The sequence below is a fragment of the Pseudomonas sp. GW821-FHT02H09 genome (assembly GCF_059421425.1).
On sequence record NZ_JBWKVA010000030.1, the window covers coordinates 17,732 to 38,595 of the forward strand.

At 61.1% G+C, this 20,864-nt stretch carries 23 protein-coding genes; 15 read left to right on the plus strand and 8 right to left on the minus strand.

Going from position 1 to position 20,864, the window contains the following annotated elements:
* Window position 1: 1 nt before the first annotated feature.
* The gene (locus AC07VR_RS28980) at window positions 2-838 is read right to left on the minus strand and encodes an IclR family transcriptional regulator (RefSeq protein WP_494995629.1); all 837 of its coding nucleotides are present in this window, start codon (window positions 836-838) and stop codon (window positions 2-4) included.
* Between the two features lie 282 nt (window positions 839-1,120).
* On the opposite strand from AC07VR_RS28980, the gene AC07VR_RS28985 reads away from it, so the two are divergent.
* The 7 genes from AC07VR_RS28985 to AC07VR_RS29015 are packed head-to-tail and all read left to right on the plus strand — an operon-like array spanning window position 1,121 to window position 7,655.
* On the plus strand, window positions 1,121-2,149 hold the full coding sequence (locus AC07VR_RS28985) for an ABC transporter ATP-binding protein (RefSeq protein ID WP_495013313.1): 1,029 nt from the start codon (window positions 1,121-1,123) through the stop codon (window positions 2,147-2,149).
* The gene (locus tag AC07VR_RS28990; protein ID WP_495013314.1) at window positions 2,146-3,015 is read left to right on the plus strand and encodes an ABC transporter permease; all 870 of its coding nucleotides are present in this window, start codon (window positions 2,146-2,148) and stop codon (window positions 3,013-3,015) included. The genes AC07VR_RS28985 and AC07VR_RS28990 overlap by 4 nt, the downstream gene beginning before the upstream one ends.
* Before the next feature lie 6 nt (window positions 3,016-3,021).
* Entirely contained in the window at window positions 3,022-3,816 is a 795-nt protein-coding gene (locus AC07VR_RS28995) for an ABC transporter permease (RefSeq protein WP_495013315.1), read from the plus strand.
* 7 nt (window positions 3,817-3,823) lie between these two features.
* Complete coding sequence (locus AC07VR_RS29000) at window positions 3,824-4,114, plus strand: (2Fe-2S)-binding protein (RefSeq protein ID WP_494995625.1); 291 nt, start codon at window positions 3,824-3,826, stop codon at window positions 4,112-4,114.
* Window positions 4,111-5,472 carry an FAD/NAD(P)-dependent oxidoreductase gene (locus AC07VR_RS29005; RefSeq protein WP_495013316.1) on the plus strand — a complete coding sequence of 454 codons (1,362 nt, stop codon included), beginning with the start codon at window positions 4,111-4,113 and terminating at the stop codon, window positions 5,470-5,472. The genes AC07VR_RS29000 and AC07VR_RS29005 overlap by 4 nt, the downstream gene beginning before the upstream one ends.
* Complete coding sequence (locus tag AC07VR_RS29010; RefSeq protein ID WP_494995623.1) at window positions 5,469-6,584, plus strand: NAD(P)/FAD-dependent oxidoreductase; 1,116 nt, start codon at window positions 5,469-5,471, stop codon at window positions 6,582-6,584. Before AC07VR_RS29005 ends, AC07VR_RS29010 begins: the two co-directional genes overlap by 4 nt.
* An 18-nt stretch (window positions 6,585-6,602) precedes the next feature.
* Window positions 6,603-7,655: an ABC transporter substrate-binding protein gene (locus AC07VR_RS29015; RefSeq protein ID WP_495013317.1), complete on the plus strand. Its 1,053-nt coding sequence runs from the start codon at window positions 6,603-6,605 to the stop codon at window positions 7,653-7,655.
* A gap of 121 nt (window positions 7,656-7,776) precedes the next feature.
* On the opposite strand, the gene AC07VR_RS29020 is transcribed toward AC07VR_RS29015, so the two are convergent.
* Together AC07VR_RS29020 and AC07VR_RS29025 are read right to left on the minus strand one after the other, a co-directional pair.
* Complete coding sequence (locus AC07VR_RS29020) at window positions 7,777-9,198, minus strand: FAD/NAD(P)-binding protein (protein ID WP_495013318.1); 1,422 nt, start codon at window positions 9,196-9,198, stop codon at window positions 7,777-7,779.
* Between the two features lie 53 nt (window positions 9,199-9,251).
* A complete protein-coding gene (locus AC07VR_RS29025) occupies window positions 9,252-9,815 on the minus strand; it encodes a helix-turn-helix domain-containing protein (protein ID WP_495013319.1) in 564 nt (187 codons plus the stop codon).
* Between AC07VR_RS29025 and AC07VR_RS29030 the strand changes: the two genes are divergently transcribed.
* The 7 genes from AC07VR_RS29030 (at window position 9,810) to AC07VR_RS29060 (ending at window position 17,089) form a co-directional block, all read left to right on the plus strand.
* Window positions 9,810-10,838, plus strand: coding sequence for a DMT family transporter (locus AC07VR_RS29030; protein WP_495013320.1), 1,029 nt, complete (start codon window positions 9,810-9,812; stop codon window positions 10,836-10,838). The genes AC07VR_RS29025 and AC07VR_RS29030 overlap by 6 nt on opposite strands.
* 181 nt (window positions 10,839-11,019) lie before the next feature.
* Window positions 11,020-13,938: a monovalent cation/H+ antiporter subunit A gene (locus AC07VR_RS29035; RefSeq protein WP_495013321.1), complete on the plus strand. Its 2,919-nt coding sequence runs from the start codon at window positions 11,020-11,022 to the stop codon at window positions 13,936-13,938.
* Window positions 13,938-14,282 (plus strand): Na+/H+ antiporter subunit C, encoded by a 345-nt coding sequence (locus AC07VR_RS29040; RefSeq protein WP_494995617.1) that lies wholly within the window; start codon window positions 13,938-13,940, stop codon window positions 14,280-14,282. Before AC07VR_RS29035 ends, AC07VR_RS29040 begins: the two co-directional genes overlap by 1 nt.
* Window positions 14,279-15,964: a monovalent cation/H+ antiporter subunit D gene (locus tag AC07VR_RS29045; RefSeq protein ID WP_495013322.1), complete on the plus strand. Its 1,686-nt coding sequence runs from the start codon at window positions 14,279-14,281 to the stop codon at window positions 15,962-15,964. The genes AC07VR_RS29040 and AC07VR_RS29045 overlap by 4 nt, the downstream gene beginning before the upstream one ends.
* On the plus strand, window positions 15,961-16,449 hold the full coding sequence (locus AC07VR_RS29050) for a Na+/H+ antiporter subunit E (protein WP_494995615.1): 489 nt from the start codon (window positions 15,961-15,963) through the stop codon (window positions 16,447-16,449). Before AC07VR_RS29045 ends, AC07VR_RS29050 begins: the two co-directional genes overlap by 4 nt.
* Complete coding sequence (locus tag AC07VR_RS29055) at window positions 16,446-16,724, plus strand: K+/H+ antiporter subunit F (protein WP_494995614.1); 279 nt, start codon at window positions 16,446-16,448, stop codon at window positions 16,722-16,724. The genes AC07VR_RS29050 and AC07VR_RS29055 overlap by 4 nt, the downstream gene beginning before the upstream one ends.
* Window positions 16,721-17,089 carry a Na+/H+ antiporter subunit G gene (locus AC07VR_RS29060; RefSeq protein WP_495013323.1) on the plus strand — a complete coding sequence of 123 codons (369 nt, stop codon included), beginning with the start codon at window positions 16,721-16,723 and terminating at the stop codon, window positions 17,087-17,089. Before AC07VR_RS29055 ends, AC07VR_RS29060 begins: the two co-directional genes overlap by 4 nt.
* A gap of 127 nt (window positions 17,090-17,216) precedes the next feature.
* On the opposite strand, the gene AC07VR_RS29065 is transcribed toward AC07VR_RS29060, so the two are convergent.
* The 4 genes from AC07VR_RS29065 to AC07VR_RS29080 all read right to left on the minus strand — a co-directional run bounded on the left by AC07VR_RS29065 (window position 17,217) and on the right by AC07VR_RS29080 (window position 19,486).
* Window positions 17,217-17,654, minus strand: a complete 438-nt coding sequence (locus AC07VR_RS29065; RefSeq protein ID WP_495013324.1) for a DUF3995 domain-containing protein — start codon at window positions 17,652-17,654, stop codon at window positions 17,217-17,219.
* Window positions 17,655-17,679: 25 nt separating this feature from the next.
* On the minus strand, window positions 17,680-18,696 hold the full coding sequence (locus AC07VR_RS29070; RefSeq protein ID WP_495013325.1) for an ABC transporter substrate-binding protein: 1,017 nt from the start codon (window positions 18,694-18,696) through the stop codon (window positions 17,680-17,682).
* Window positions 18,697-18,815: 119 nt separating this feature from the next.
* Window positions 18,816-19,019 carry a hypothetical protein gene (locus tag AC07VR_RS29075; RefSeq protein WP_495013326.1) on the minus strand — a complete coding sequence of 68 codons (204 nt, stop codon included), beginning with the start codon at window positions 19,017-19,019 and terminating at the stop codon, window positions 18,816-18,818.
* The gene (locus AC07VR_RS29080; protein ID WP_494995609.1) at window positions 19,019-19,486 is read right to left on the minus strand and encodes a hypothetical protein; all 468 of its coding nucleotides are present in this window, start codon (window positions 19,484-19,486) and stop codon (window positions 19,019-19,021) included. Before AC07VR_RS29080 ends, AC07VR_RS29075 begins: the two co-directional genes overlap by 1 nt.
* A 507-nt stretch (window positions 19,487-19,993) precedes the next feature.
* Here AC07VR_RS29080 and AC07VR_RS29085 point away from each other — a divergent pair.
* Entirely contained in the window at window positions 19,994-20,224 is a 231-nt protein-coding gene (locus tag AC07VR_RS29085) for a hypothetical protein (protein WP_494995608.1), read from the plus strand.
* Window positions 20,225-20,283: 59 nt separating this feature from the next.
* On the opposite strand, the gene AC07VR_RS29090 is transcribed toward AC07VR_RS29085, so the two are convergent.
* On the minus strand, window positions 20,284-20,862 hold the full coding sequence (locus tag AC07VR_RS29090) for a hypothetical protein (RefSeq protein ID WP_495013327.1): 579 nt from the start codon (window positions 20,860-20,862) through the stop codon (window positions 20,284-20,286).
* Between the last annotated feature and the right edge of the window lie 2 nt (window positions 20,863-20,864).

Sequence of the window (20,864 nt, forward strand, 5' to 3'; positions counted from 1 at the left end):
CTCACTCCACCTGTCCAAATACCTGCGAAGGCCGGCGCAGCAGCGGGTCGAACGGGTTGATCCGCGGGCCGATCGCGGCGGCTTCGCGCTTGAGCATTTCCACCACTGTAGGCAGGCGGTCCGGCCCCAGTCGATCACTGATGGTCGCCACGCTCAAGGCCGCCACTGCCCGGCCTTCACGGTCGAGAATCGGCACCGCGACTCCGGCCATGCCCTGCAGTACGCCGGTGTTGCGCCCGGCATACCCGAGGCTGCGGACATTCTCGACTTCCGAGCGTAAAAACACCTCGTCATACAGATGGAAGTCCTTGAGGCGCGGCAGGTTGTAGCGGATCACCGTTTCGCGCTCGTCTTCGGGCAGGAAGGCGAGGATCGCCAGGCTGCCCTGACCTACGCCCAGCGCCACCCTTCCGCCGATATCCCCGGTAAAGGTCCGGATCGGAAATGGCCCTTCGCTGCGGTCCAGACAGATCGCGTCGAACCCGCTGCGCGCCAGCAAAAATAGCGAGTCGCCCAACGACGCCGACAGCCGCAACAGCGCCGGGCGCACCAGTTCACGCAGATTGCCGGTGTTCCCGGCGCGGGCCGCCAGGGCGAAGAACTCCAGGCTCAGGCGATAGCGTTTGCTGCGTGCGTCCTGCTCGACCATGCCCTCCTCCATCAGGCTGCGCAGTAAACGGTGGGTGGTCGGCTGCGACAGGCCGATACGCTGGGCCAATTGCGTGACCCGCTCACCACCCTGCGCAGTGTCACCCAGGCTGCGGAGCACGGCGAACAGTCTTGAGACCGCACCTACACCGACTTCATTTTTATTTTCGTTCCGTTCAGTGGAATTCATAACGATTTTTCTCGACGATAAATTTACTCACTGAATTAAATTGAAAATAGTCGTTCTTTCAGTGAAATAGGCCATTGAGCCCATCCTAGTCTTCGTCCTAATCTGCGTCCATACAGGGGCGATTCGAACAACAGCGGCAGCCGACTCAAATCGAGCGCCAACGCACCTGGTGGGCTGTGTGGCTAGTTCTGTTAGCCGTACAGGCCACTGACCTCTTTTCGTATCTGCCCATTACAAAAAGCGCGCCTCGGTGCGCATAACAATCACAGGTGGAACGCAGTTATGGCCTTTGTGCAACTTGAAGGACTATGCAAACGCTATGGCGAGATCGATGCGGTCGTCGCCACACATCTCTCGGTGGAAAAAGGCGAATTCGTCTCGCTGCTCGGTCCCTCCGGTTGCGGCAAGACCACTACCCTGCAAATGATCGCCGGCTTCGTCGAAGTCACCCGCGGGCGGATCCTGCTCGACGGTCGCGACATCACCCACGCCAAACCCAGCAGCCGCGGCCTGGGCGTAGTGTTCCAGAGTTACGCGCTGTTCCCGCACATGAGCGTGCAGGACAACGTCGCCTTCGGCCTGCGCATGCGCAAGGTGCCGAGCGCCGAGGTGCAAAAACGTGTGGCCACCGTGCTGCAACTGGTGCGCCTGACCCAGCACGCCGAACGCTACCCACGGGAGCTGTCCGGTGGCCAGCGTCAGCGCGTCGCCTTGGCCCGCGCGCTGGTGATCGAGCCGCCGGTATTGCTGCTCGACGAACCGCTGTCCAACCTCGACGCCAACCTGCGCGAGGAGATGCAGTTCGAGATCCGTCGTATTCAGCGCGAAGTCGGCATCACTACGCTGATGGTCACCCACGATCAGGCCGAAGCGCTGTCCATCAGCGACCGCGTGGTGGTGATGCAGGCCGGGCGCATCACGCAGATCGACGAGCCCTACAAACTCTACGAACACCCGCGCACCGAGTTCATTTCCGGTTTTGTCGGCAAGGCCAATCTGCTGCCGGGCGAACGTGACAGCGCCGGTATCGCCCAGGTTCGAGGCAGTCGTGGCCAGGGCGAACTGACCTTGAGCCTGCGCCCGGAAAAAATCGATGTGTTGTCAGCAGGTGAAGGTCGTTTGCAAGGCAAACTCCTCAGCCGGTTCTTCCTCGGCAGCCAGTGGCTGTACCGCGTTGACACCGCCCTCGGCGAGATCACGGTAGTACGGCGCAACGATGGCTCGGCGCCCTTGGCCGAGGGCACTGCGGTCGGCCTGGACTGGTCGCCGGGACTGTTGCGGGTGCTCAGCGTCGACGAGGTGCCGGCATGATCCTGCTCGCGGCCATGAAACAAGGGCGCCATGGCTATCTGCTGTCCGCGCCGGCCCTGGCCTTGTACCTCGGTTTGCTGATCCTGCCGCTGGGTCTGAACCTGGTGCTGTCGTTCAACGTCTTCGACTACGGCAGCGGGATAAAAAACGACGCCTACACCCTCAAGCACTACAGCAGCCTGCTCAGTGACTCGTACTTCTACGAGATCTTCTTGCGGACCTTCTGGATCAGCGGCCTGACCACCCTGCTCTGCGTGCTGATCGGTGTACCCGAGGCCTACATCCTCAGCCGGATGGGCACGCCCTGGCGCTCGATTTTCCTTATTCTGATCCTCACTCCGCTGCTGATTTCGGTGGTGGTCCGGGCCTTCGGCTGGAGCTTGCTGCTGGGCGCCGACGGGCTGGTCAACCAGACCCTGCAAGCCCTCGGCGCCGCGCCGATGAAACTGCTCTACACGCCGTTCGCCGTGGTGATCGCACTGGTGCATGTGATGTTGCCGTTCATGATCATTCCGGTCTGGACCTCGCTGCAGAAACTTGACCCCGCCGCCGAGCAGGCCGCTCTTTCGCTGGGTGCCAGCCACGCCAGGGTCATGCGTCTGGTGGTATTGCCGCAGATCATGCCCGGCGTGCTGTCCGGCACCTTGATTGTCTTCGGCTTATCGGCCAGTTCCTTCGCCATCCCCGGTCTACTCGGCGGCCGGCGCCTGAAAATGGTCGCCACGCTGATCTATGACCAGTACCTCTCGGAACTCAACTGGCCCATGGGCGCGGCGATTGCCATGACGCTGCTGCTGATCAATCTGGCGATCATGCTCTCGTGGAACCGGATGATCGAAGGCCGCTACAAGAAGTCATTGGGATAATTCGACATGTCTAGAAACGGTCCTTTCGCCCTGTTGTTCCATGCCCTGGTAGTGCTGTTCATGCTCGCGCCGCTGGCGGTGGTCTGCCTCGTCGCCTTCACCCCGGAAAACACCCTGAGCCTGCCGACCACGGACTTTTCCCTGCGCTGGTTCCGCGCGGTGTTCGAGCGCGCGGACTTTGTCGACGCGTTCTACAACAGCCTGATTCTGGCGTTTTCGGCGGCGAGCCTGGCCACGCTGATCGCGGTACCCGCCGCCCTGGCCATCACCCGTCATCAGTTTCCGGGACGGGACTTTCTCAACGGTTTGTTCCTCTCGCCGATCATCATTCCGCACCTGGTGCTGGGGGTGGCGCTGCTGCGGTTGTTCGCCTTGATGGGGGTCAATGGCAGTTTCAGCTGGCTGATCTTCGCCCACGTGCTGGTGATCACCCCCTATGTACTGCGTCTGGTGCTGGCGGCGGCCATCGGCCTGGACCGCAGCGCCGAACAGGCCGCCGAGTCCCTCGGTGCCGGGCGTTTCACGCTGTTTCGCCAGATCACCCTGCCGATGATCCTGCCCGGCGTCGCTGGCGGTTGGCTGCTGGCGTTCATCAACAGTTTCGACGAGGTCACACTGTCGATCTTCGTCACCTCGCCGGCCACCCAGACCTTACCGGTACGGATGTACGTGTACGCCACCGAATCCATCGATCCGATGATGGCGGCGGTGTCGGCACTGGTGATTACGCTGACCGCGCTGACCATGATTCTGCTCGACCGGGTCTACGGCCTGGATCGGGTTCTGGTGGGTAAACAATGAGGCTGCCATGGCTCTGCTGAAACGACTGGCCGAAGGCGACCGCCCGGCCCTGAACTTTACCCTCGATGGCCAACCGGCCAGCGGCTTGCTCGGCGACACCTTGCTGACCGCCGTCCTGACGAGCGGCGAACACCTGCGCGGCAGCGACTTCAGCGCCGAACCCCGCGCCGGGTTCTGCCTGATGGGCGCCTGTCAGGATTGCTGGGTTCGCTTGGGCGACGGCCGCCGGGTGCGCGCCTGCTCGACGCTGCTCGAAGCCGGGCAAAGCGTCAGCCGTGAACCGGGGCGCAGGTCATGAAGACGCCTGCTGTGGTCATCGTCGGTGCCGGTCCGGCGGGCATTCGTGCCGCGCAAACCCTGGTCGCCCATGGCCTGCGTCCTTGTCTGCTGGATGAGGCAACACGCGGCGGCGGGCAGATCTATCGGCGTCAGCCGGAAAACTTCAAACGCTCGGCGGCCATGCTCTATGGCTTTGAAGCGCGCAAGGCGATCGCCCTGCATGACACCCTCGACGGGCTGCGCGAACAGCTCGACTATCGCCCCGACACACTGGTCTGGAATGCCGAAGCCGGCGCCCTCGATACTCTGCGTCAGGGCCGCGCCGGACACATCGAATATTCCCGGGTGATTGTCGCCACCGGCGCCACCGACCGCATTCTGCCGGTGCCCGGCTGGACGCTGCCCGGGGTCTACAGCCTTGGTGCAGCGCAGATCGCGCTGAAGTTCCAGGGCTGCGCCATTGGTGAGCGTGTAGCGTTCGCTGGCAGCGGACCCTTGTTGTACCTGGTCGCCTACCAGTACGCCAAGGCTGGCGCCAAAGTGCTCGCGGTACTCGACAGTTCGCCCTTCAGCGCTCAGGTTCGGGCCCTGCCCGGCTTGCTCGGGCAACCGACGACCCTGGCCAAAGGCATCTATTACCGATCCTGGCTGACCGCTCACGGCATTGCGGTTCATCAAGGTGCAACCCTCGAACGAATCGACGGTGAGCGAGGGGTGCACTCCCTGACCTGGCGCAACGCCCAGGGTGAACGGCGTCTGGACTGTGACGCCGTGGCATTTGCCCATGGCCTGCGCAGCGAAACCCAGCTCGCCGATCTGCTGGGTTGCGAGTTCAGTTGGAACCCGTTGAACCGCGCCTGGCTACCGCAGCGCGACGCCAGCGGACGCAGCAGCATCGCCGAGGTCTACCTGGCCGGCGACGGTGCCGCAATCATGGGCGCCGAGGCAGCGGAAATGGCCGGCGAACGGGCCGCCCTGGCGGTACTGGAAGACATTGGTTACCCCATCGATCCGGAGCGCTCTGCCGACCTGGAAAAATCCCTGAAACGCATCGGCCGGTTCCGCGAAGGTCTGGAGCAGGCCTTCGTGTTTCCCGAACACTGGGCCAAGGGAGCCACGGATGAGCTGATGGTCTGCCGCTGCGAGGAGGTGCGCGCCGGTGAGTTGCGCAGCGTGGTCCGCGAAGGTCATTGGGAAATCAATCGGGTCAAGGCCCATTGCCGGGTTGGCATGGGCCGCTGTCAGGGCCGGATGTGCGGCGCGGCGGCGGCGGAAATCATCGCCCGGGAAAGCGGTCGCGAGTTGCACGCCATCGGCCGCTTGCGCGCGCAGGCGCCGATCAAGCCGCTGCCTTTCGGTCTGGAGGCAGAGCAATGAACGAAGTCGATGCGGTGATTATTGGCGGCGGTATCGTCGGCACCTCGGCAGCCCTGGCGCTTTGTCGCTCCGGGCGTAGCGTGGTGCTGCTGGAACGGGATTTCTGCGGCTCCCATTCCAGTGGCGTGAATTACGGCGGCGTACGCCGTCAGGGCCGCCCGCTCTCGCAATTGCCGCTGTCGCAACGGGCCCATGAAATCTGGGCCAGGCTACCGGAGTTGATCGGAATCGATGGCGAGTATCAGCGCAGCGGCCATCTCAAACTGGCCAGAAGCTTTCGCGACATGGTCGCCTTGCAGGATTACGCCGACAACAGCCGCGGCTTCGGCCTTGGGTTGCAGGTACTCGATCGCGGGCAATTGCGCGCGCGTTTCCCTTGGGTCGGCGATGTCGCGGTGGGCGCCTCGTTGTGCCCGGACGACGGCCATGCCAATCCGCGTCTGGTATCGCCAGCCTTTGCCCGTGCGGCACGGCAACTGGGCACACAGATTCATGAACAGAGTGCCGTCACTGACGTGTCTCATGACGGACAACGGTTTGAGGTCCGGACTGCAGGCGGGTTAAAAGTCCGCGCACCCTGGCTGCTCAATTGCGCCGGAGCTTGGGCCGACAGCCTCGCGGCGCAGTTCGGCGAGCCAGTGCCAATGCATTCCGGCCACCCGGCAATGTTGGTCACCGAACCGCTACCAATGGTGATGGACGTCAGCACCGGGGTCGAAGGCGGCGGCATTTACGCCCGACAAGTTGCCCGGGGTAACTGCGTACTCGGTGGCGGCCAAGGCTTTGCGCTCGACACCGCACGGGCGCGGCCAGGACAAAGCGCGGTACTGGAGATTCTGCGTCAGGCCGTCGAGCTCTACCCGTTTCTCGAAGGTGCCCAGGCCATCCGAACCTGGAGCGGCACCGAAGGCTACTTGCCGGATCGCCAGCCGGTGATCGGCCCCAGTTCCACCCAGCCTGGTCTGTTGCACGCCTTCGGCTTTGCCGGGGCGGGCTTTCAGATCGGTCCTGCGGTCGGCGAGGTGCTGGCCGAAATGGTCTGCACCGGCGCTTCGTCAACACCGCTCGAAGCGTTTTCCATCACCCGGTTTCACTCCATCCCAGTTGTTTGATAGAGGAAGGTCGCGCCAATGAACCACGCCAAACGCAAAGCACTGATCGGATTGTCCTGCCTGCCCCTGACCGCTCTGCTCGCCGCCGCCCCGGCTCAGGCCGAGCCGACACTTTATCTGGGCATGAACGGCGGGACTATGGAGCGCCTGTATGCCGACAAGGTGCTGCCGCCCTTTGAGAAGGCCAACAACGTCAAAGTGGTGATCGTCCCGGGCACCTCGGCTGACATTCTGGCCAAGGTCCAGGCCAGCAAGGACAACCCGCAGATGCACGTGATCTTCCTCGACGACGGCATCATGTACCGCGCCATCTCCATGGGCCTGTGCGACAAACTCCAGGACAGCGCGCCACTGGCGCAGATCCTGGCCAAGGGGCGGATCAAGGACCAGGCGGTGGCTGTCAGCCTGGGCGTCACCGGTCTTGCCTACAACACGCGAATGTTCAAGGAAAAGGGCTGGAACGCACCGACCTCGTGGATGGACATGGCCGACTCGCGGTTCAAGGACAAAGTGGTGTTCCAGTCTATGGCCTCATCGACCTTCGGCCTGCATGGATTCTTGATGTTCAACCGCATTCAGGGCGGCAGCGAGACCGATGTCGAACCCGGTTTCAAGGCTTGGCCAAATACGGTCGGGCGCAACGTGCTGGAGTACATTCCCAGCTCGGCAAAAATTTCCGAGATGCTGCAGACCGACGAAGCCGCGCTGTTCCCGTTGACCCCGACCCAGGTCACAGCGTTGAAACTGCGCGGTATGCCGGTGGAATATGCGCAACCCAAGGAAGGCGCGGTGGTGCTCAACGTCGCCGAATGCGCCATTGCCAATAACACTCAACCGGAACTGGCACAGAAACTCGCGGCCTTCCTGCTGACACCCGAAGCGCAAGCCGCGGCCCTAGAAGACGGCGACCAGATCCCGTCCAACCCCAACACCCCGACCACCGACAAGACCCGTGGTCAGGTCGAAGCGATGAAGCAGTATCTGCAAACGGCCATCGCCGTCGACTGGGATCAAGTCAACGAACGGCGCCCGGCGTGGAATGCCCGGTGGAACCGGAGTATCGAGCGCTAGGGGGCTCGGATACCAAAAAAATCTAATGTGGGAGCGGGCTTGCTCGCGATGGACTCAAGGGCGGCGCGTTTATCCAGCAAACACGCGTTATCGTTAACGTCCATCGCGAGCAAGCTCGCTCCTACACCAATCTCAACGCCAACGCCTTGGCCTGACTGGCCACATCCGTCACCGCAGTACTTTCCCACCACATCCCGCGCAATGGCGGGCCCATGGTGAACAAGCGGTCGGCGACCTGCCCATTGGCATTGACCAGTGCGCCGCCCGCATCGGCGGCAATCCCCAGCGCCAGCGGTCCCGGCTGAATCAGACCGCGAGCCAGCAGTTGCTGCGGCAAGGGCCGGGCCACGCGGCGCCAGTCGTATTCGATCCCGCTGGAGTTGATCAGCGCCGCACCACTGACCAAGGTGGTGTGCACCTCTCCACGTCGACGAATGCGAATACTCACCTGGCCGTCAGCCGATGGCTCGAGGCCCTTGAATGACGCTGCCTGAATCCGCAAGCGCCCCTCGGCGTGCAAACGCTCCACCAGCTCGGCACTCAACGGCGGCGAACGGTGATGGTGACTCTCCCACCACGGCCGTACATGCCGCACGAACTGCCGGCGTTGCACATCGGTCGCCTGGCTCCACAAACGGCCGATATGCGCCCGCACGGTGTCCAGCGGCGCTTGCCAGTCGATACCGGCCGCCAGTGCCGCCTGGCAATGACGACGCACTTCGCGCAGCAACTGTTTCGGGCTGCGGATGCTGTGATCCTCGGCAAGAAAATCCACCCAGCCCGGGGGTTGGCGGCGGATATGGGGCAACAGTCCGTGCCGGGAAAACACCTCGATCGGCCCGCGATGTCCGGCCTGTTCCAGCGACACCACGGCATCGACCATGGTCAGCCCGGAGCCGATGATCAGCACCGTAGACTGCGGATCTAGTCGGGTCATGGCCGAAACATCCCAAGGGTCCACCGCTGCAGCATTCAAACCGCTGGATTCGGTTTGCGGCGTGCGTGCGGCCGGGAACATGCCCGTGGCCAGTACCGCGAACGCACCGCGCAGTTGCGTGCCGTCGCCGAGGGTCAACAGCGCCCCGGTTTCGTCCGTTTGCAGATCGACCACTTCCCCACGGACATGCTCGACGCTGGAGCCATTGCGCGCGCCAACAGCCTGCGCTTCGGCCAGTCGTTGCTGCACATACAGGCCAAAGATCCCCCGTGGCGGGAACAACTCACTGACCGGCACCTGCTGCTGATCCGACTCCGGCCAGCCACCGGCAGCGATGAACTCGCTCAGCCATTGGGTCAGGTCATCGGCATTGTCCGGGTCGACGCTCATGCGCGCGGCATTGCCGTTCAAGGTATGTCCCAACTCGACCGCGCTGTAGGCCTCGCCCCGACCCAATTCAGCACGGGGCTCGATCACAAGTACCTGACGCTTGCCTGGCAGACGCAACAGCTGCGCCGCCAGCAACGCGCCACTCAAGCCACCGCCGACGATCAGAATGTCAGCGTTGCGGATGGCGTGGGTGGCCTGTCTTTTGGTTTCGCTCATGCCGTTCTCACTTGTCATTCGTCCCAAAATGGTAGTGGTTCCCGCCGCCCGAATCAGATCACCACATTGCGCACGAAACGCGCTGCCACCGGCCCATCGTTGCGGTAGGAGTGAGGCTGGTTACTGGCGAACATGAAGAACTCCCCGGCTTCAAGCGTGCGCGCCTGATCGCCGAGCATCAGCGTCAGACAGCCATCGAACACATAAAGCTGCTCGCTCCAGCCCTCGGCATCCGGTTCGGACAGATACTGCTCGCCCGGTTCCAGCCGCCATTCCCACAACTCGACTTCACGGCTGGCCGTGGCCTTGGCCAGCAACACCGCTTTGCTGCCGGGGATTACCCCGGCCCAGGCCAGCTCATTGATGCGGCTCGAATCCCGGGCATCGGGGGCCTGGATCAGGTCGCTGAAAGCAACATCCAGGGCTTTGGCGACCCGATCCAGTGTCGTCAGGCTGACGTTCTTCTCGCCAGCTTCGATGGCCACCAGCATTCGTCGACTGACGCCGGATTTTTCCGCCAGCGCCGTCTGGCTCAACTGCGCGACATGTCGCAGGCGACGTACGTTCTGACTGACGTGTTGAAGGACGGAGGCGCGCTGCGCAGGATCTTTGTGCACTATATTGCTCACTTGACTGGATTGCGCAGTATACTGCCCAAATTCAGGCGCATTGTGCGTCCCACTCAGGTAGCGCGCAAGGCCATGACGTCGGTGAAATCCCCCCAATCATCTCCCCTGTTCTCGCGATTCAGCAAAGCTGAATGTGCGCTGGTACTGATTACCATGGTCTGGGGCGGGACATTTCTGCTGGTGCAAAATGCGATGACCGTCAGCGGCCCGATGTTTTTCGTCGGTTTGCGGTTCGCTGCGGCCGCAAGCATCGTGGCGCTGTTCTCGTACCGTAGCCTGCGCCATTTGACCCTGTTCGAGTTCAAGGCCGGCGCCTTCATCGGGATGGCGATCATGCTGGGTTACGGTCTGCAGACCGTGGGTTTACAGACCATTCCCAGCAGCCAGTCGGCCTTCATTACTGCGCTCTACGTCCCTTTTGTGCCGTTGCTGCAATGGTTGGTGTTCGGGCGTCGACCGGGATTGATGCCGAGCATTGGCATCATGCTGGCGTTCACCGGTCTGATGCTGCTTTCCGGCCCAAGTGGCGCATCGCTGAATTTCAGCCCGGGGGAAATTGCCACGTTGATCAGCACCATCGCGATCGCTGCCGAAATCATTTTGATCAGCACCTACGCCGGGCAGGTCGATGTTCGCCGGGTCACGGTTGTGCAACTGGCCATTACGTCGGTGCTGGCATTTCTGATGGTGGTGCCGACGCAGGAAGCCATTCCTGAATTTTCCTGGCTGCTGCTGATTAGCGCTTTGGGCCTGGGCGCGGCCAGTGCGGCGATTCAGCTGGCGATGAACTGGGCGCAAAAAAGCGTTTCACCGACCCGCGCGACATTGATCTATGCCGGTGAGCCGGTATGGGCCGGGATCGTCGGGCGCCTGGCGGGTGAACGGTTACCGGCGATTGCCTTGCTGGGTGCAGGGTTGATCGTGGCGGCGGTGATCGTCAGCGAGTTGAAGACCAAGGGCAATGGTGCGGCTGAGGCTGAGGAAGCATTGGAGCGAGAAACCCTGAGGTAACCTGGACCGCCAAAGATGATCGTTCCTACGCTGCGCGTGGGAACGATCGCAGACGGGGCGTCAACACGAGGAAAATCAGCGCTTTTGCACCTACCTTGTAGGATCCTGCCACAGCTTGGCAGTTGGTGATCCGGGGTACGGCACGTATGATCCTTCACAAACCTCCGCAGATTAGAAGCCTATGTCCCTGATAGTTCTACTGCTTTTGCCTTTTATCGGCAGCTTTCTGGCGGCCCTGCTGCCGCACAACGCGCGTAACACTGAATCCCTGCTGGCCGGTCTGGTTGCACTGATCGGCACGATACAAGTCGCCATGCTCTACCCGCAGATCGCCCACGGCGGCGTCATTCGCGAAGAATTCTTCTGGCTGCCCAGCCTGGGCTTGAATTTCGTCCTGCGCATGGATGGCTTTGCCTGGCTGTTTTCGATGCTGGTGCTCGGCATCGGCACACTGGTATCGCTGTACGCGCGCTATTACATGTCACCGGAAGATCCGGTGCCGCGCTTCTTTGCATTTTTCCTGGCGTTTATGGGCGCCATGCTCGGCCTGGTGATCTCCGGCAATCTGATTCAAATCGTATTTTTCTGGGAACTGACCAGCCTGTTCTCGTTCCTGTTGATCGGCTATTGGCACCACCGTGCCGATGCCCGCCGTGGCGCCTATATGGCGTTGATGGTGACCGGCGCGGGTGGCCTGTGCCTGCTGGCGGGAGTCATGTTGCTCGGCCATGTCGTCGGCAGCTACGACCTGGACAAGGTGCTCGCTGCCGGTGACCTGATACGCGCCCATGCCCTTTACCCGATTCTACTGCCCCTGATCCTGATCGGCGCCTTGAGCAAAAGCGCACAATTTCCCTTCCACTTCTGGCTTCCCCACGCCATGGCCGCACCGACACCGGTCTCGGCCTATCTGCACTCGGCAACCATGGTCAAAGCCGGGGTGTTTCTTCTCGCGCGGCTTTGGCCGTCACTTTCCGGCAGCGAAGAATGGTTCTATATCGTCGGCGGTGCCGGTGCCTGCACCCTGTTGCTGGGCGCCTACTGCGCAATGTTCCAGAACGATCTCAAAGGTCTGCTCGCCTACTCGACCATCAGCCACCTGGGTCTGATTACGCTGTTGCTTGGACTCAACAGCCCGCTGGCCGCCGTCGCGGCGGTGTTCCACATTCTCAACCACGCTACCTTCAAGGCCTCGCTGTTCATGGCCGCCGGTATCATCGACCATGAAAGCGGCACCCGCGACATCCGCAAGCTCAGCGGCTTGATCCGGCTGATTCCGTTCACTGCGACCCTGGCCATGGTAGCCAGCGCCTCGATGGCCGGCGTGCCGTTGCTCAACGGTTTCCTGTCCAAAGAGATGTTCTTCGCCGAGACCGTGTTCATTTCCGCCACTGCCTGGGTCGAAATGACCCTGCCGGTGATCGCCACCATCGCTGGCACGTTCAGCGTCGCCTATTCCCTGCGCTTCACCGTCGACGTGTTCTTCGGCCCAGCGGCCACTGACCTTCCCCACACCCCCCACGAACCGCCACGCTGGATGCGCGCGCCGGTCGAGTTGCTGGTATTCACTTGCCTGGTGGTGGGGATCTTCCCGGCTCAGGTGGTCGGCTCGCTGCTGGCAGCGGCCGCTCTGCCGGTGGTCGGCGGCACACTGCCCGAGTACAGCCTGGCCATCTGGCACGGCTGGAACGCGCCGATGATCATGAGCCTGATCGCCATGTCCGGCGGCATCGTGCTCTATCTGCTGTTGCGCAATCAGCTCAAGCGCGGGCGTTTCAACTACCCGCCGATCATCAATTACTTCAACGGCAAGCGGATGTTCGAGCGCAGCCTGGTGTTCATGATGCGCACGGCCCGACGCGTCGAGCGGCGGGTCAGCACCAAGCGCCTGCAAACCCAATTGTTCCTGCTGGTACTGATGGCGGTACTCGCCGGGTTGATCCCGATGCTCCACTACAGCCTGAACTGGGGTGACCGGCCGAAGATTGCGGGTTCGATCGTGTTCGTTGCCCTCTGGCTGCTGGCGATGGCCTGCGCCCTCGGCGCCGCCTGGCAAGCCAAGTATCACCGGCTCGCGGCCCTGACCATGGTCAGCGTCTGCGGCTTGATGACGTGCGTGACCTTCGTCTGGTTCTCGGCACCGGACCTGGCCTTGACCCAGCTGGTGGTCGAAGTGGTAACAACGGTGTTGATCCTTCTCGGTCTGCGCTGGTTGCCACGGCGGATCGAAGACGTCTCGCCATTGCCAAGCAGCCTGCCCAAGGCACGCATTCGCCGTCTGCGCGACTTGCTGCTGTCGACGGTGGTCGGTGGCGGCATGGCGTTGTTGTCCTACGCCATGCTGACCCGTCAGACGCCCAACGATATCTCCTCGTTCTACCTCAGCCGCGCACTGCCGCAAGGTGGTGGCAGCAACGTGGTCAACGTAATGCTGGTGGACTTCCGCGGCTTCGACACCCTCGGCGAGATCACTGTGCTTGCGGCTGTAGCCCTGACCGTATTCGCCCTGCTGCGACGCTTCCGCCCGCCCAAGGAAAGCATGCAGTTGCCGGCTCAGCAGCGTTTGCTGGCACCCGACGTGGTGACCGACCTGGTCAACCCGCGCCACGCCAGCGACACCGCACTGGGCTTCATGATGGTTCCGGCGGCGCTGGTTCGGTTGTTGCTGCCGATTGCCGTGGTGGTGTCGTTCTACCTGTTCATGCGCGGGCATAACCAACCGGGCGGCGGTTTCGTTGCCGGGCTGGTGATGTCGGTGGCGTTCATCCTGCAATACATGGTCGCCGGCACCCAATGGGTCGAGGCGCAGATGAGTCTGCGGCCGGTGCGCTGGATGGGCACCGGGCTGCTGTTCGCCACCGTCACCGGGCTGGGCGCGATGGCCGTCGGCTATCCGTTCCTGACCACCCACACCTGGCACCTCGGGCTGCCGATTGTGGGCGACATCCATATCGCCAGCGCGCTGTTCTTCGATATCGGCGTATACGCCGTGGTAGTCGGTTCGACGCTGCTGATCCTCACCGCCCTGGCTCACCAATCGGTGCGCGGCCATAAACCGGGCATCCAGGCCAAACCCATTGCCACGCCAGGAGCCATTTGATGGAAGCAGTCATCGCAATTGCCATTGGGGTTCTGGCAGCTTCCGGGGTCTGGCTGCTGCTACGCCCCCGGACCTTTCAGGTAGTGATGGGTCTGTGCCTGCTGTCCTACGGAGTCAATCTGTTCATTTTCAGCATGGGAAGCCTGTTTATCGGCAAGGAACCGATCATCAAGGACGGCGTGCCGCAGGACCTGCTGCACTACACCGATCCGCTGCCGCAAGCCCTGGTGCTGACCGCTATCGTCATCAGCTTCGCCATGACCGCACTGTTTCTGGTGGTGCTGTTGGCATCCCGGGGCCTGACCGGTACCGACCATGTGGATGGCCGGGAGCCTAAAGAATGAGCGGGATGCCCCATCTGATTGCTGCACCGATTCTGCTGCCGTTGCTGACAGCCGCCCTGATGCTGATGCTCGGTGAAAAACATCGACCACTCAAAGCCCGGATCAACCTGTTCTCGAGCATGCTTGGTCTGGGGATTTCGGTACTGCTGATGCAGTGGACCGAGCAAACCGGCGTGCCCGGTTCCATCGGTGTGTACCTGCCGGGCAACTGGCAGGTACCGTTTGGCATTGTGCTGGTGGTCGATCGCCTGTCGGCGCTGATGCTGGTGCTGACAGGAATCATCGGCGTCTGCGCCCTGTTGTTCGCCATGGCCCGCTGGGACAGCGCCGGGGCGAGTTTCCACGCGCTGTTCCAGATCCAGTTGATGGGCCTTTACGGCGCCTTCCTGACTGCTGACCTGTTCAACCTGTTCGTGTTCTTCGAAGTGCTGCTGGCAGCCTCCTACGGGTTGATGCTGCATGGTTCGGGTCGGGCACGAGTGTCGTCGGGCCTGCATTACATTTCGATCAACCTGCTTGCCTCCTCGCTGTTCCTGATTGGCGCGGCGCTGATCTACGGCGTCACCGGCACGCTGAACATGGCTGACCTGGCGTTGAAAATCCCGTTGGTGCCGCAGGCTGATCGCGGCCTGCTGCATGCTGGTGCGGCGATCCTCGCGGTAGCGTTCCTGGCCAAGGCTGGCATGTGGCCGCTGAATTTCTGGCTGGTGCCGGCCTACTCCTCGGCCAGCGCGCCGGTAGCGGCGATGTTCGCGATCATGACCAAGGTCGGCGTGTATACCTTGCTGCGCTTGTGGACCCTGCTGTTCTCCGGGCAAGCCGGTGCTTCGGCATACTTTGGCGGTGACTGGCTGGTCTACGGCGGTATGGCGACGATCGTCTGCGCGGCGCTGGCGATCCTCGCGGCGCAACGGCTGGAACGCATGGCGAGCCTGAGCATTTTGGTCTCGGCGGGGATTCTGCTGTCAGCCGTCGGTTTCGCCCAACCGAACCTCACCGCCGGCGCGCTGTTCTATCTGGTCAGCTCGACCCTGGCATTGAGCGCACTGTTCCTGCTGGCGGAACTGATCGAACGTTCGCGCTCAGCCCATGAAATGCCACTGGACGATGAGATCGAAGCCTTGCCGAGACCGCTGGAGTCCTTGCAGCCGCCCAAAGGCACCAACCTCGATGACGATCAAAAAGCCGTGGTCGGTCAGGTGATTCCGTGGACCATGGCCTTTCTCGGCTTGAGCTTCATTGCCTGCGCCCTGCTGATCATCGGCATGCCGCCGCTGTCGGGGTTCATCGGCAAGCTCGGTTTACTCAGCGCCCTGCTCAACCCACTGGGCCTGGGCAACACTGCCGACCAGCCAGTTTCGAATGCCGCCTGGGGTTTGCTGGCGCTGTTGATCCTTTCCGGACTGGCTTCACTGATCGCCTTCTCGCGGATGGGCATTCAACGCTTCTGGACACCCAAGGAGCGCCCCTCGCCACTGCTGCGACGCCTGGAATGCGTGCCGATCATTGCCTTGTTGGGCCTGAGCATCCTGCTGACGTTCAAGGCCGAACCGCTGCTGCGTTATACCCAGGCCGCTGCCGACACCCTGAATGACCCGCAGCAATACGTCATGGCGGTACGAGGCACGCGCACAGTGCCGAGTCCCGAAGCCAAAGCTGCGCTGCCGGAGGTGCAACCATGAAGCGTCTGTTTCCTGCTCCATGGCTGTCGCTGGCGCTCTGGCTGTTGTGGCTGGTGCTGAACCTGTCTGTCAGCCCCGGCAACCTGCTGCTCGGTGCCGTGCTTGGCTTTGCCGCGCCGCTGATGATGAAACCCTTGCGGCCACTGCCGATCCGCGTTCGCCGGCCCGGGGTCATTGTGCGGTTGTTTTTCCTGGTCGGTCGCGATGTGCTGGTGTCCAATATCGCTGTCGCCTGGGGCGTGTTGAACGCCGGGCGCCGGGCGCCGCGCTCCAGGTTCATCAAGGTGCCACTGGAGCTGCGTGACGCCAATGGCCTGGCCGCGCTGTCGATGATCACCACGGTGATTCCCGGCACCGTTTGGTCGGAGCTGGCGCTGGACCGCAGCATTTTGCTGCTGCATGTATTCGATCTGGATAACGACGCGCAATTCATCCAGCACTTCAAGACGACTTATGAGCGTCCATTGATGGAGATCTTCGAATGAGTGCCCTGCTCTCGAATGCGGTTCTGCTGAGTCTGTTGCTCTTTTCCGTGGCCATGGCCCTGACCCTGATCCGTCTGTTCAAAGGCCCGTCGGCCCAGGACCGGGTTCTGGCACTCGACTATCTGTACATCCTCGCGATGCTGATGATGCTGGTGCTGGGTATCCGCTATGCCAGTGACACCTACTTCGAAGCGGCACTGCTGATTGCCCTGTTTGGCTTTGTCGGCTCGTTTGCGCTGGCGAAATTCCTGCTGCGTGGCGAGGTGATCGAATGAATCCTTTCAGCCAATTGCCACTCTGGGTCGAGATTCCAGTGGCCATCCTCCTGGTGCTCGGCAGCCTGTTTGCCCTGATTGGCGCATTCGGTCTGCTACGGATGAAGGACTACTTCCAGCGCATGCACCCACCCGCCCTGGCGTCGACATTGGGTGCCTGGTGCGTGGCGCTGGCTTCGATCATCTATTTCTCGGCACTCAAGTCCGGCCCGGTGCTGCACGCCTGGCTAATCCCGATTCTGCTGTCGATCACCATGCCGGTGACCACCTTGCTGCTGGCTCGGGCAGCGTTGTTCCGCAAGCGTATGGCTGGAGATGATGTGCCGGCGGAAGTGAGCAGTCGCAGAACCGAGGGTGGGAGCTGAGCGAAGTTGTGTCGCCTGACAGGCCGTCATCGCGGGCAAGTCGGATCGCCGCACCGCTCGCTCCTACAAGGGCCGCATAAAACCTGTAGGAGCGAGGCTTGCCCGCGAAAAATTTTGAAGCCGCCCATCACCCCCAGGCCACCGCCAGCAACCCAAAGCCCAACACCACGCACAGCGGTGAAAACGCCCAAGTGTCCAGCCGGGCAAACTTCGAACCACCGACTTGTTTGAAGAACCCCACCAGGTTGGAGTCGCCGATTGCACGAGCGAACATCACCAGCGCAATCGCGGTGATCGCCCATTGCAGCGACCAATGGGAAACCACTGACACAAACAACCCGACTCGCAGACAGACCAGCACCGCAATCACCGCCAACCCTGCGGCCACCAACAGTGTGCCGAGCGCAGAGGGTTTGAACGCCGGTATCAACTCCCCGCCAGACGTGCCCGGCACCTGCGGCACTGCCGCATCACTGCCGGTCCTGCCGCCTAGCGCCCAATACAGATGGATCAGGCTGATCAACGCAAAAATACCGGCAATCCCTTGAGCAACCAAAAGCATCATGACCAGCCATCCTTTTCCAATCCCTTCACTTTAAAGCCGATGACACCTTGTCAGCCACATCCTTGGGCACCCACGCCTGCCACACATCTGGATGCGCCTTCATAAACGCTTCGGCGGCCTGACGTGGCGCCGTGTGTTTTTCGCTCATGCCGGCCAACGCCTTGTTCAAGGGATCGATAGGCAAATCGACCTTGGTGAAGAACTCGGTGAGTTGCGGGTATTGCTTGCGAAACGGCGTGGAGACGCCAATGGACAGCTTCGACGCCAGGGAGCGTGTTGGCTTGGGATTCGGGTTGTCGGCGTCGGTCAGGGTTTTCCACGCCTCGGCGTCGAACGGCGGCTCTTGCAGTTGAATCAGCTTGAAACGCCCCAGTAACGGCGTGGGTGACCAGTAATAAAACAGCACCGGTTTGCCACGACGAATCGAGGAACTGATTTCTGCATCCAGCGCCGCGCCGGAGCCACTGCGAAAATTCACATAGCTGTCGGTCAGGCCATAAGCCTTGAGCTTCTGCTGGTTGACCACTTCCGAGGTCCAGCCGATCGGACTGTTGAGGAAGCGCCCTTTACCCGGACTTTCCGGATCACTGAAGACCTCCTTGTAACGCGGCAGATCGGACACGCTACGCAAGTCCGGCGCCAGGGGCTTGATCCCTTTGGCCGGATCCCCCTTGACTACATACTCCGGAACCCACCAGCCTTCGGTCGCACCCTTGACCGTGTCGCCAAGGCTCGCCACCTTGCCCTCGGCCTCGGCCTTGACCCATACCGGGCTGCGTCCGGCCCACTCTTCGCCGATGACCTGAATGTCATTGTTGGCCAACGCAGTTTCCAGCGTGATGGTCGTGCCGGGAAGCATATCGGTAGGCAGTCCATACCCCTTCTCGACAATAATGCGCAGGATCTCGGTGATCAGGCTGCCGCTTTCCCAGTTCAGGTCAGCAAAATGAATGGGCGCCGGGGCAGCAGATACCGGGACGGACGCAGCCAACAAACCGAGTGTGGTCAATGTGCTGGCCAGCAGCACCCTAAATCCTTTCATGCTTTTGCACCTCGTGCTTTTCACAGCAACAGCAGGATGATCTTCCACAGGAAGACCGCAAGCGTCTCTTAGTCAATCAACTGACTGTAGTAGAGGTTCCTGCATTCGAGGCATGACGGTTACTTTTCGCAGGATTCCTGCAAACGTTTTAACTCCCGTCGAACCATGCTGGCGTACTCCGCCGGGCGCAAGCTGTAGATCTCTGAGGCCACCCAACCCAACCAGGCACCTTGCAGAACGGCCTTCTGCGTGAACAGACGAAGGGCCTGCGCGCGAGCACTCTCAAGGTTCTGCCCATGAAAGTCGGCGCGGGTCAGCGTCATTACTCGCTGGCCTTGAACGTAAGCTCGCCCTTGCGCCATTTCGCCGCTTTGCCCGTCACCGCTTTCAAGGTCTTGGTCAATCCGCCTTCCAACTGCGCGTTGGCGGCAAACACCGTCACGACGGTTTGCCCTTCCTTGAACAGGATTGCGTGCCCATCGGCCGTGGTGACAAACGCATACTCGCCCAGACCATAGACCGTGAGCTTGATCTCGCGAAACTTGATTTCAAACTTGCCACCTTCACGGCTGGGCAATACCGCAGCCCTGAAATGGTCACCCACTTTGAGTTCCAGACGCGGTTTGTCATCGACGACCAATGCCGTTTCGGTATCGATCTCGGCGATGTAGATGCCTTCAGCGCTCTGTTCGGTGATATAGACGAAACGTGATTGAAACTGTTTGACCAGCTTTGCGCGCAAATCACCCAGCACGAACAAAGCGTGCATATCGAGATTACTTACTGCCAAGGAAACGTCCCCGAATCTAAAAATGACTCTGCCCGCACGAAAAGCAGACAGCACAAAAAGCCGCCACGTCGGTATTGTCACGACAATGACTAGCGCTCAAATCCCTGAACAACGTTAAACATCCCTTCAACACAAGGCAGGCGAAGCCCGGCACAGCGACGCTGACGCTGTCTCGCCATGCCGTCGTCAGACCTTGAAGAAAATCGCCCTTCCAGGCGCCAGAGAATACTGAACTATCAACTTCAGGGAGAAAACTCTTTAAAAAAGCACTCTTGCGGCCTATTGCCAGAAAAAATGCTTCAGATACACCTGAACCTCAAGCGTCGAAGACAATTCTAGAGCAGCTTCGGCACGCCGACCAGCGTTTGCCGGTGGTAGTCGTTTCGTCACACCGATGACTTAACTCAGCCGCCGGCAGGCAACAACTGCCATACTGGCCCAACCATTGAAAACCGGCCTGCGCGGCTGTACTTCAAAAACACAATAATTTCCAAGGGAAAGCGTTACGTGACGGAATTTGATATAGGCGAGTTTTTCATCCATGGCGAGGCTAGGGAAGTAGAAGGCGAGTTTCAGGCAGTGATCGTGATGCGCGCCAAACCGCCACTAACCACCGTTACCGTCCATCAGGTGGAAAAGGACCGCTGGTTCAAGACTTCAGACGTTGCCGAAACGGCCGCCAGACAGGCCGCCAAGTCTCTTAAAGCGGCCGTCGATGAAGGAGCGCTGAAGGCCTGATGCCTCCCTGACGTGCTCTGCCCTTGCACAGGCAAAGCACGACCACGTTCAAACAGGCGTCAGATCAGCTTGCGCTTGATCGCTTCGTCCAGCGTGCTTTGGGTCAGTTGTTTGATGACCGCATCGCCACGTTCATTGAAAGGCAATCCGACGATCAGCAGCAATTGCATCCAGGTCCTGGTGTTTTCCCGTTTGACGACTTTGCCAAGCACATTGCCGTCTTTGTCCTTGAAGACCGTTTCCAGCGTAAATGTATTGCTGAACGTCGTAGGGATGACGAAAAATGTAAACCCGGTCAAGTAAGCGCTGACCAGACTTCCTTGCTCGTTATTGGTCAAGTTGGCGGTCACGTACAGGTTAGAGTCGACCTGCTGTGTTGTTACCGCCTGAAACTTGCCGGACTCCTTGAAGGTTTCCAGCAGGTTTTTTTCCACTGCGATTTGATTGACACCACCCCCCGACAGCTCGCCATTGAACTGATTCTGGGTGGTAACGCGCAGATAAACGTCTGGTTTTGTCTGAGTCGTCCGGGCGGGTGGCCATTGATCGACCGGTGCCAGATCATGCTGAGAATAAGAGATGCAACCGGTCAGCGAGCTGCTGGCCAGCAGCATTACGGCCAGGAAAAATCTGTTCATGA

Excerpts from the sequence above, each read along its gene's own strand:
- AC07VR_RS28980 (WP_494995629.1), bottom strand. The coding sequence starts at position 838 with ATGAATTCCACTGAACGGAACGAAAATAAAAATGAAGTCGGTGTAGGT.
- AC07VR_RS28985 (WP_495013313.1), top strand. The coding sequence starts at position 1,121 with ATGGCCTTTGTGCAACTTGAAGGACTATGCAAACGCTATGGCGAGATC.
- AC07VR_RS28990 (WP_495013314.1), top strand. The coding sequence starts at position 2,146 with ATGATCCTGCTCGCGGCCATGAAACAAGGGCGCCATGGCTATCTGCTG.
- AC07VR_RS28995 (WP_495013315.1), top strand. The coding sequence starts at position 3,022 with ATGTCTAGAAACGGTCCTTTCGCCCTGTTGTTCCATGCCCTGGTAGTG.
- AC07VR_RS29000 (WP_494995625.1), top strand. The coding sequence starts at position 3,824 with ATGGCTCTGCTGAAACGACTGGCCGAAGGCGACCGCCCGGCCCTGAAC.
- AC07VR_RS29005 (WP_495013316.1), top strand. The coding sequence starts at position 4,111 with ATGAAGACGCCTGCTGTGGTCATCGTCGGTGCCGGTCCGGCGGGCATT.
- AC07VR_RS29010 (WP_494995623.1), top strand. The coding sequence starts at position 5,469 with ATGAACGAAGTCGATGCGGTGATTATTGGCGGCGGTATCGTCGGCACC.
- AC07VR_RS29015 (WP_495013317.1), top strand. The coding sequence starts at position 6,603 with ATGAACCACGCCAAACGCAAAGCACTGATCGGATTGTCCTGCCTGCCC.
- AC07VR_RS29020 (WP_495013318.1), bottom strand. The coding sequence starts at position 9,198 with ATGAGCGAAACCAAAAGACAGGCCACCCACGCCATCCGCAACGCTGAC.
- AC07VR_RS29035 (WP_495013321.1), top strand. The coding sequence starts at position 11,020 with ATGTCCCTGATAGTTCTACTGCTTTTGCCTTTTATCGGCAGCTTTCTG.
- AC07VR_RS29040 (WP_494995617.1), top strand. The coding sequence starts at position 13,938 with ATGGAAGCAGTCATCGCAATTGCCATTGGGGTTCTGGCAGCTTCCGGG.
- AC07VR_RS29045 (WP_495013322.1), top strand. The coding sequence starts at position 14,279 with ATGAGCGGGATGCCCCATCTGATTGCTGCACCGATTCTGCTGCCGTTG.
- AC07VR_RS29050 (WP_494995615.1), top strand. The coding sequence starts at position 15,961 with ATGAAGCGTCTGTTTCCTGCTCCATGGCTGTCGCTGGCGCTCTGGCTG.
- AC07VR_RS29055 (WP_494995614.1), top strand. The coding sequence starts at position 16,446 with ATGAGTGCCCTGCTCTCGAATGCGGTTCTGCTGAGTCTGTTGCTCTTT.
- AC07VR_RS29060 (WP_495013323.1), top strand. The coding sequence starts at position 16,721 with ATGAATCCTTTCAGCCAATTGCCACTCTGGGTCGAGATTCCAGTGGCC.
- AC07VR_RS29065 (WP_495013324.1), bottom strand. The coding sequence starts at position 17,654 with ATGATGCTTTTGGTTGCTCAAGGGATTGCCGGTATTTTTGCGTTGATC.
- AC07VR_RS29070 (WP_495013325.1), bottom strand. The coding sequence starts at position 18,696 with ATGAAAGGATTTAGGGTGCTGCTGGCCAGCACATTGACCACACTCGGT.
- AC07VR_RS29075 (WP_495013326.1), bottom strand. The coding sequence starts at position 19,019 with ATGACGCTGACCCGCGCCGACTTTCATGGGCAGAACCTTGAGAGTGCT.
- AC07VR_RS29090 (WP_495013327.1), bottom strand. The coding sequence starts at position 20,862 with ATGAACAGATTTTTCCTGGCCGTAATGCTGCTGGCCAGCAGCTCGCTG.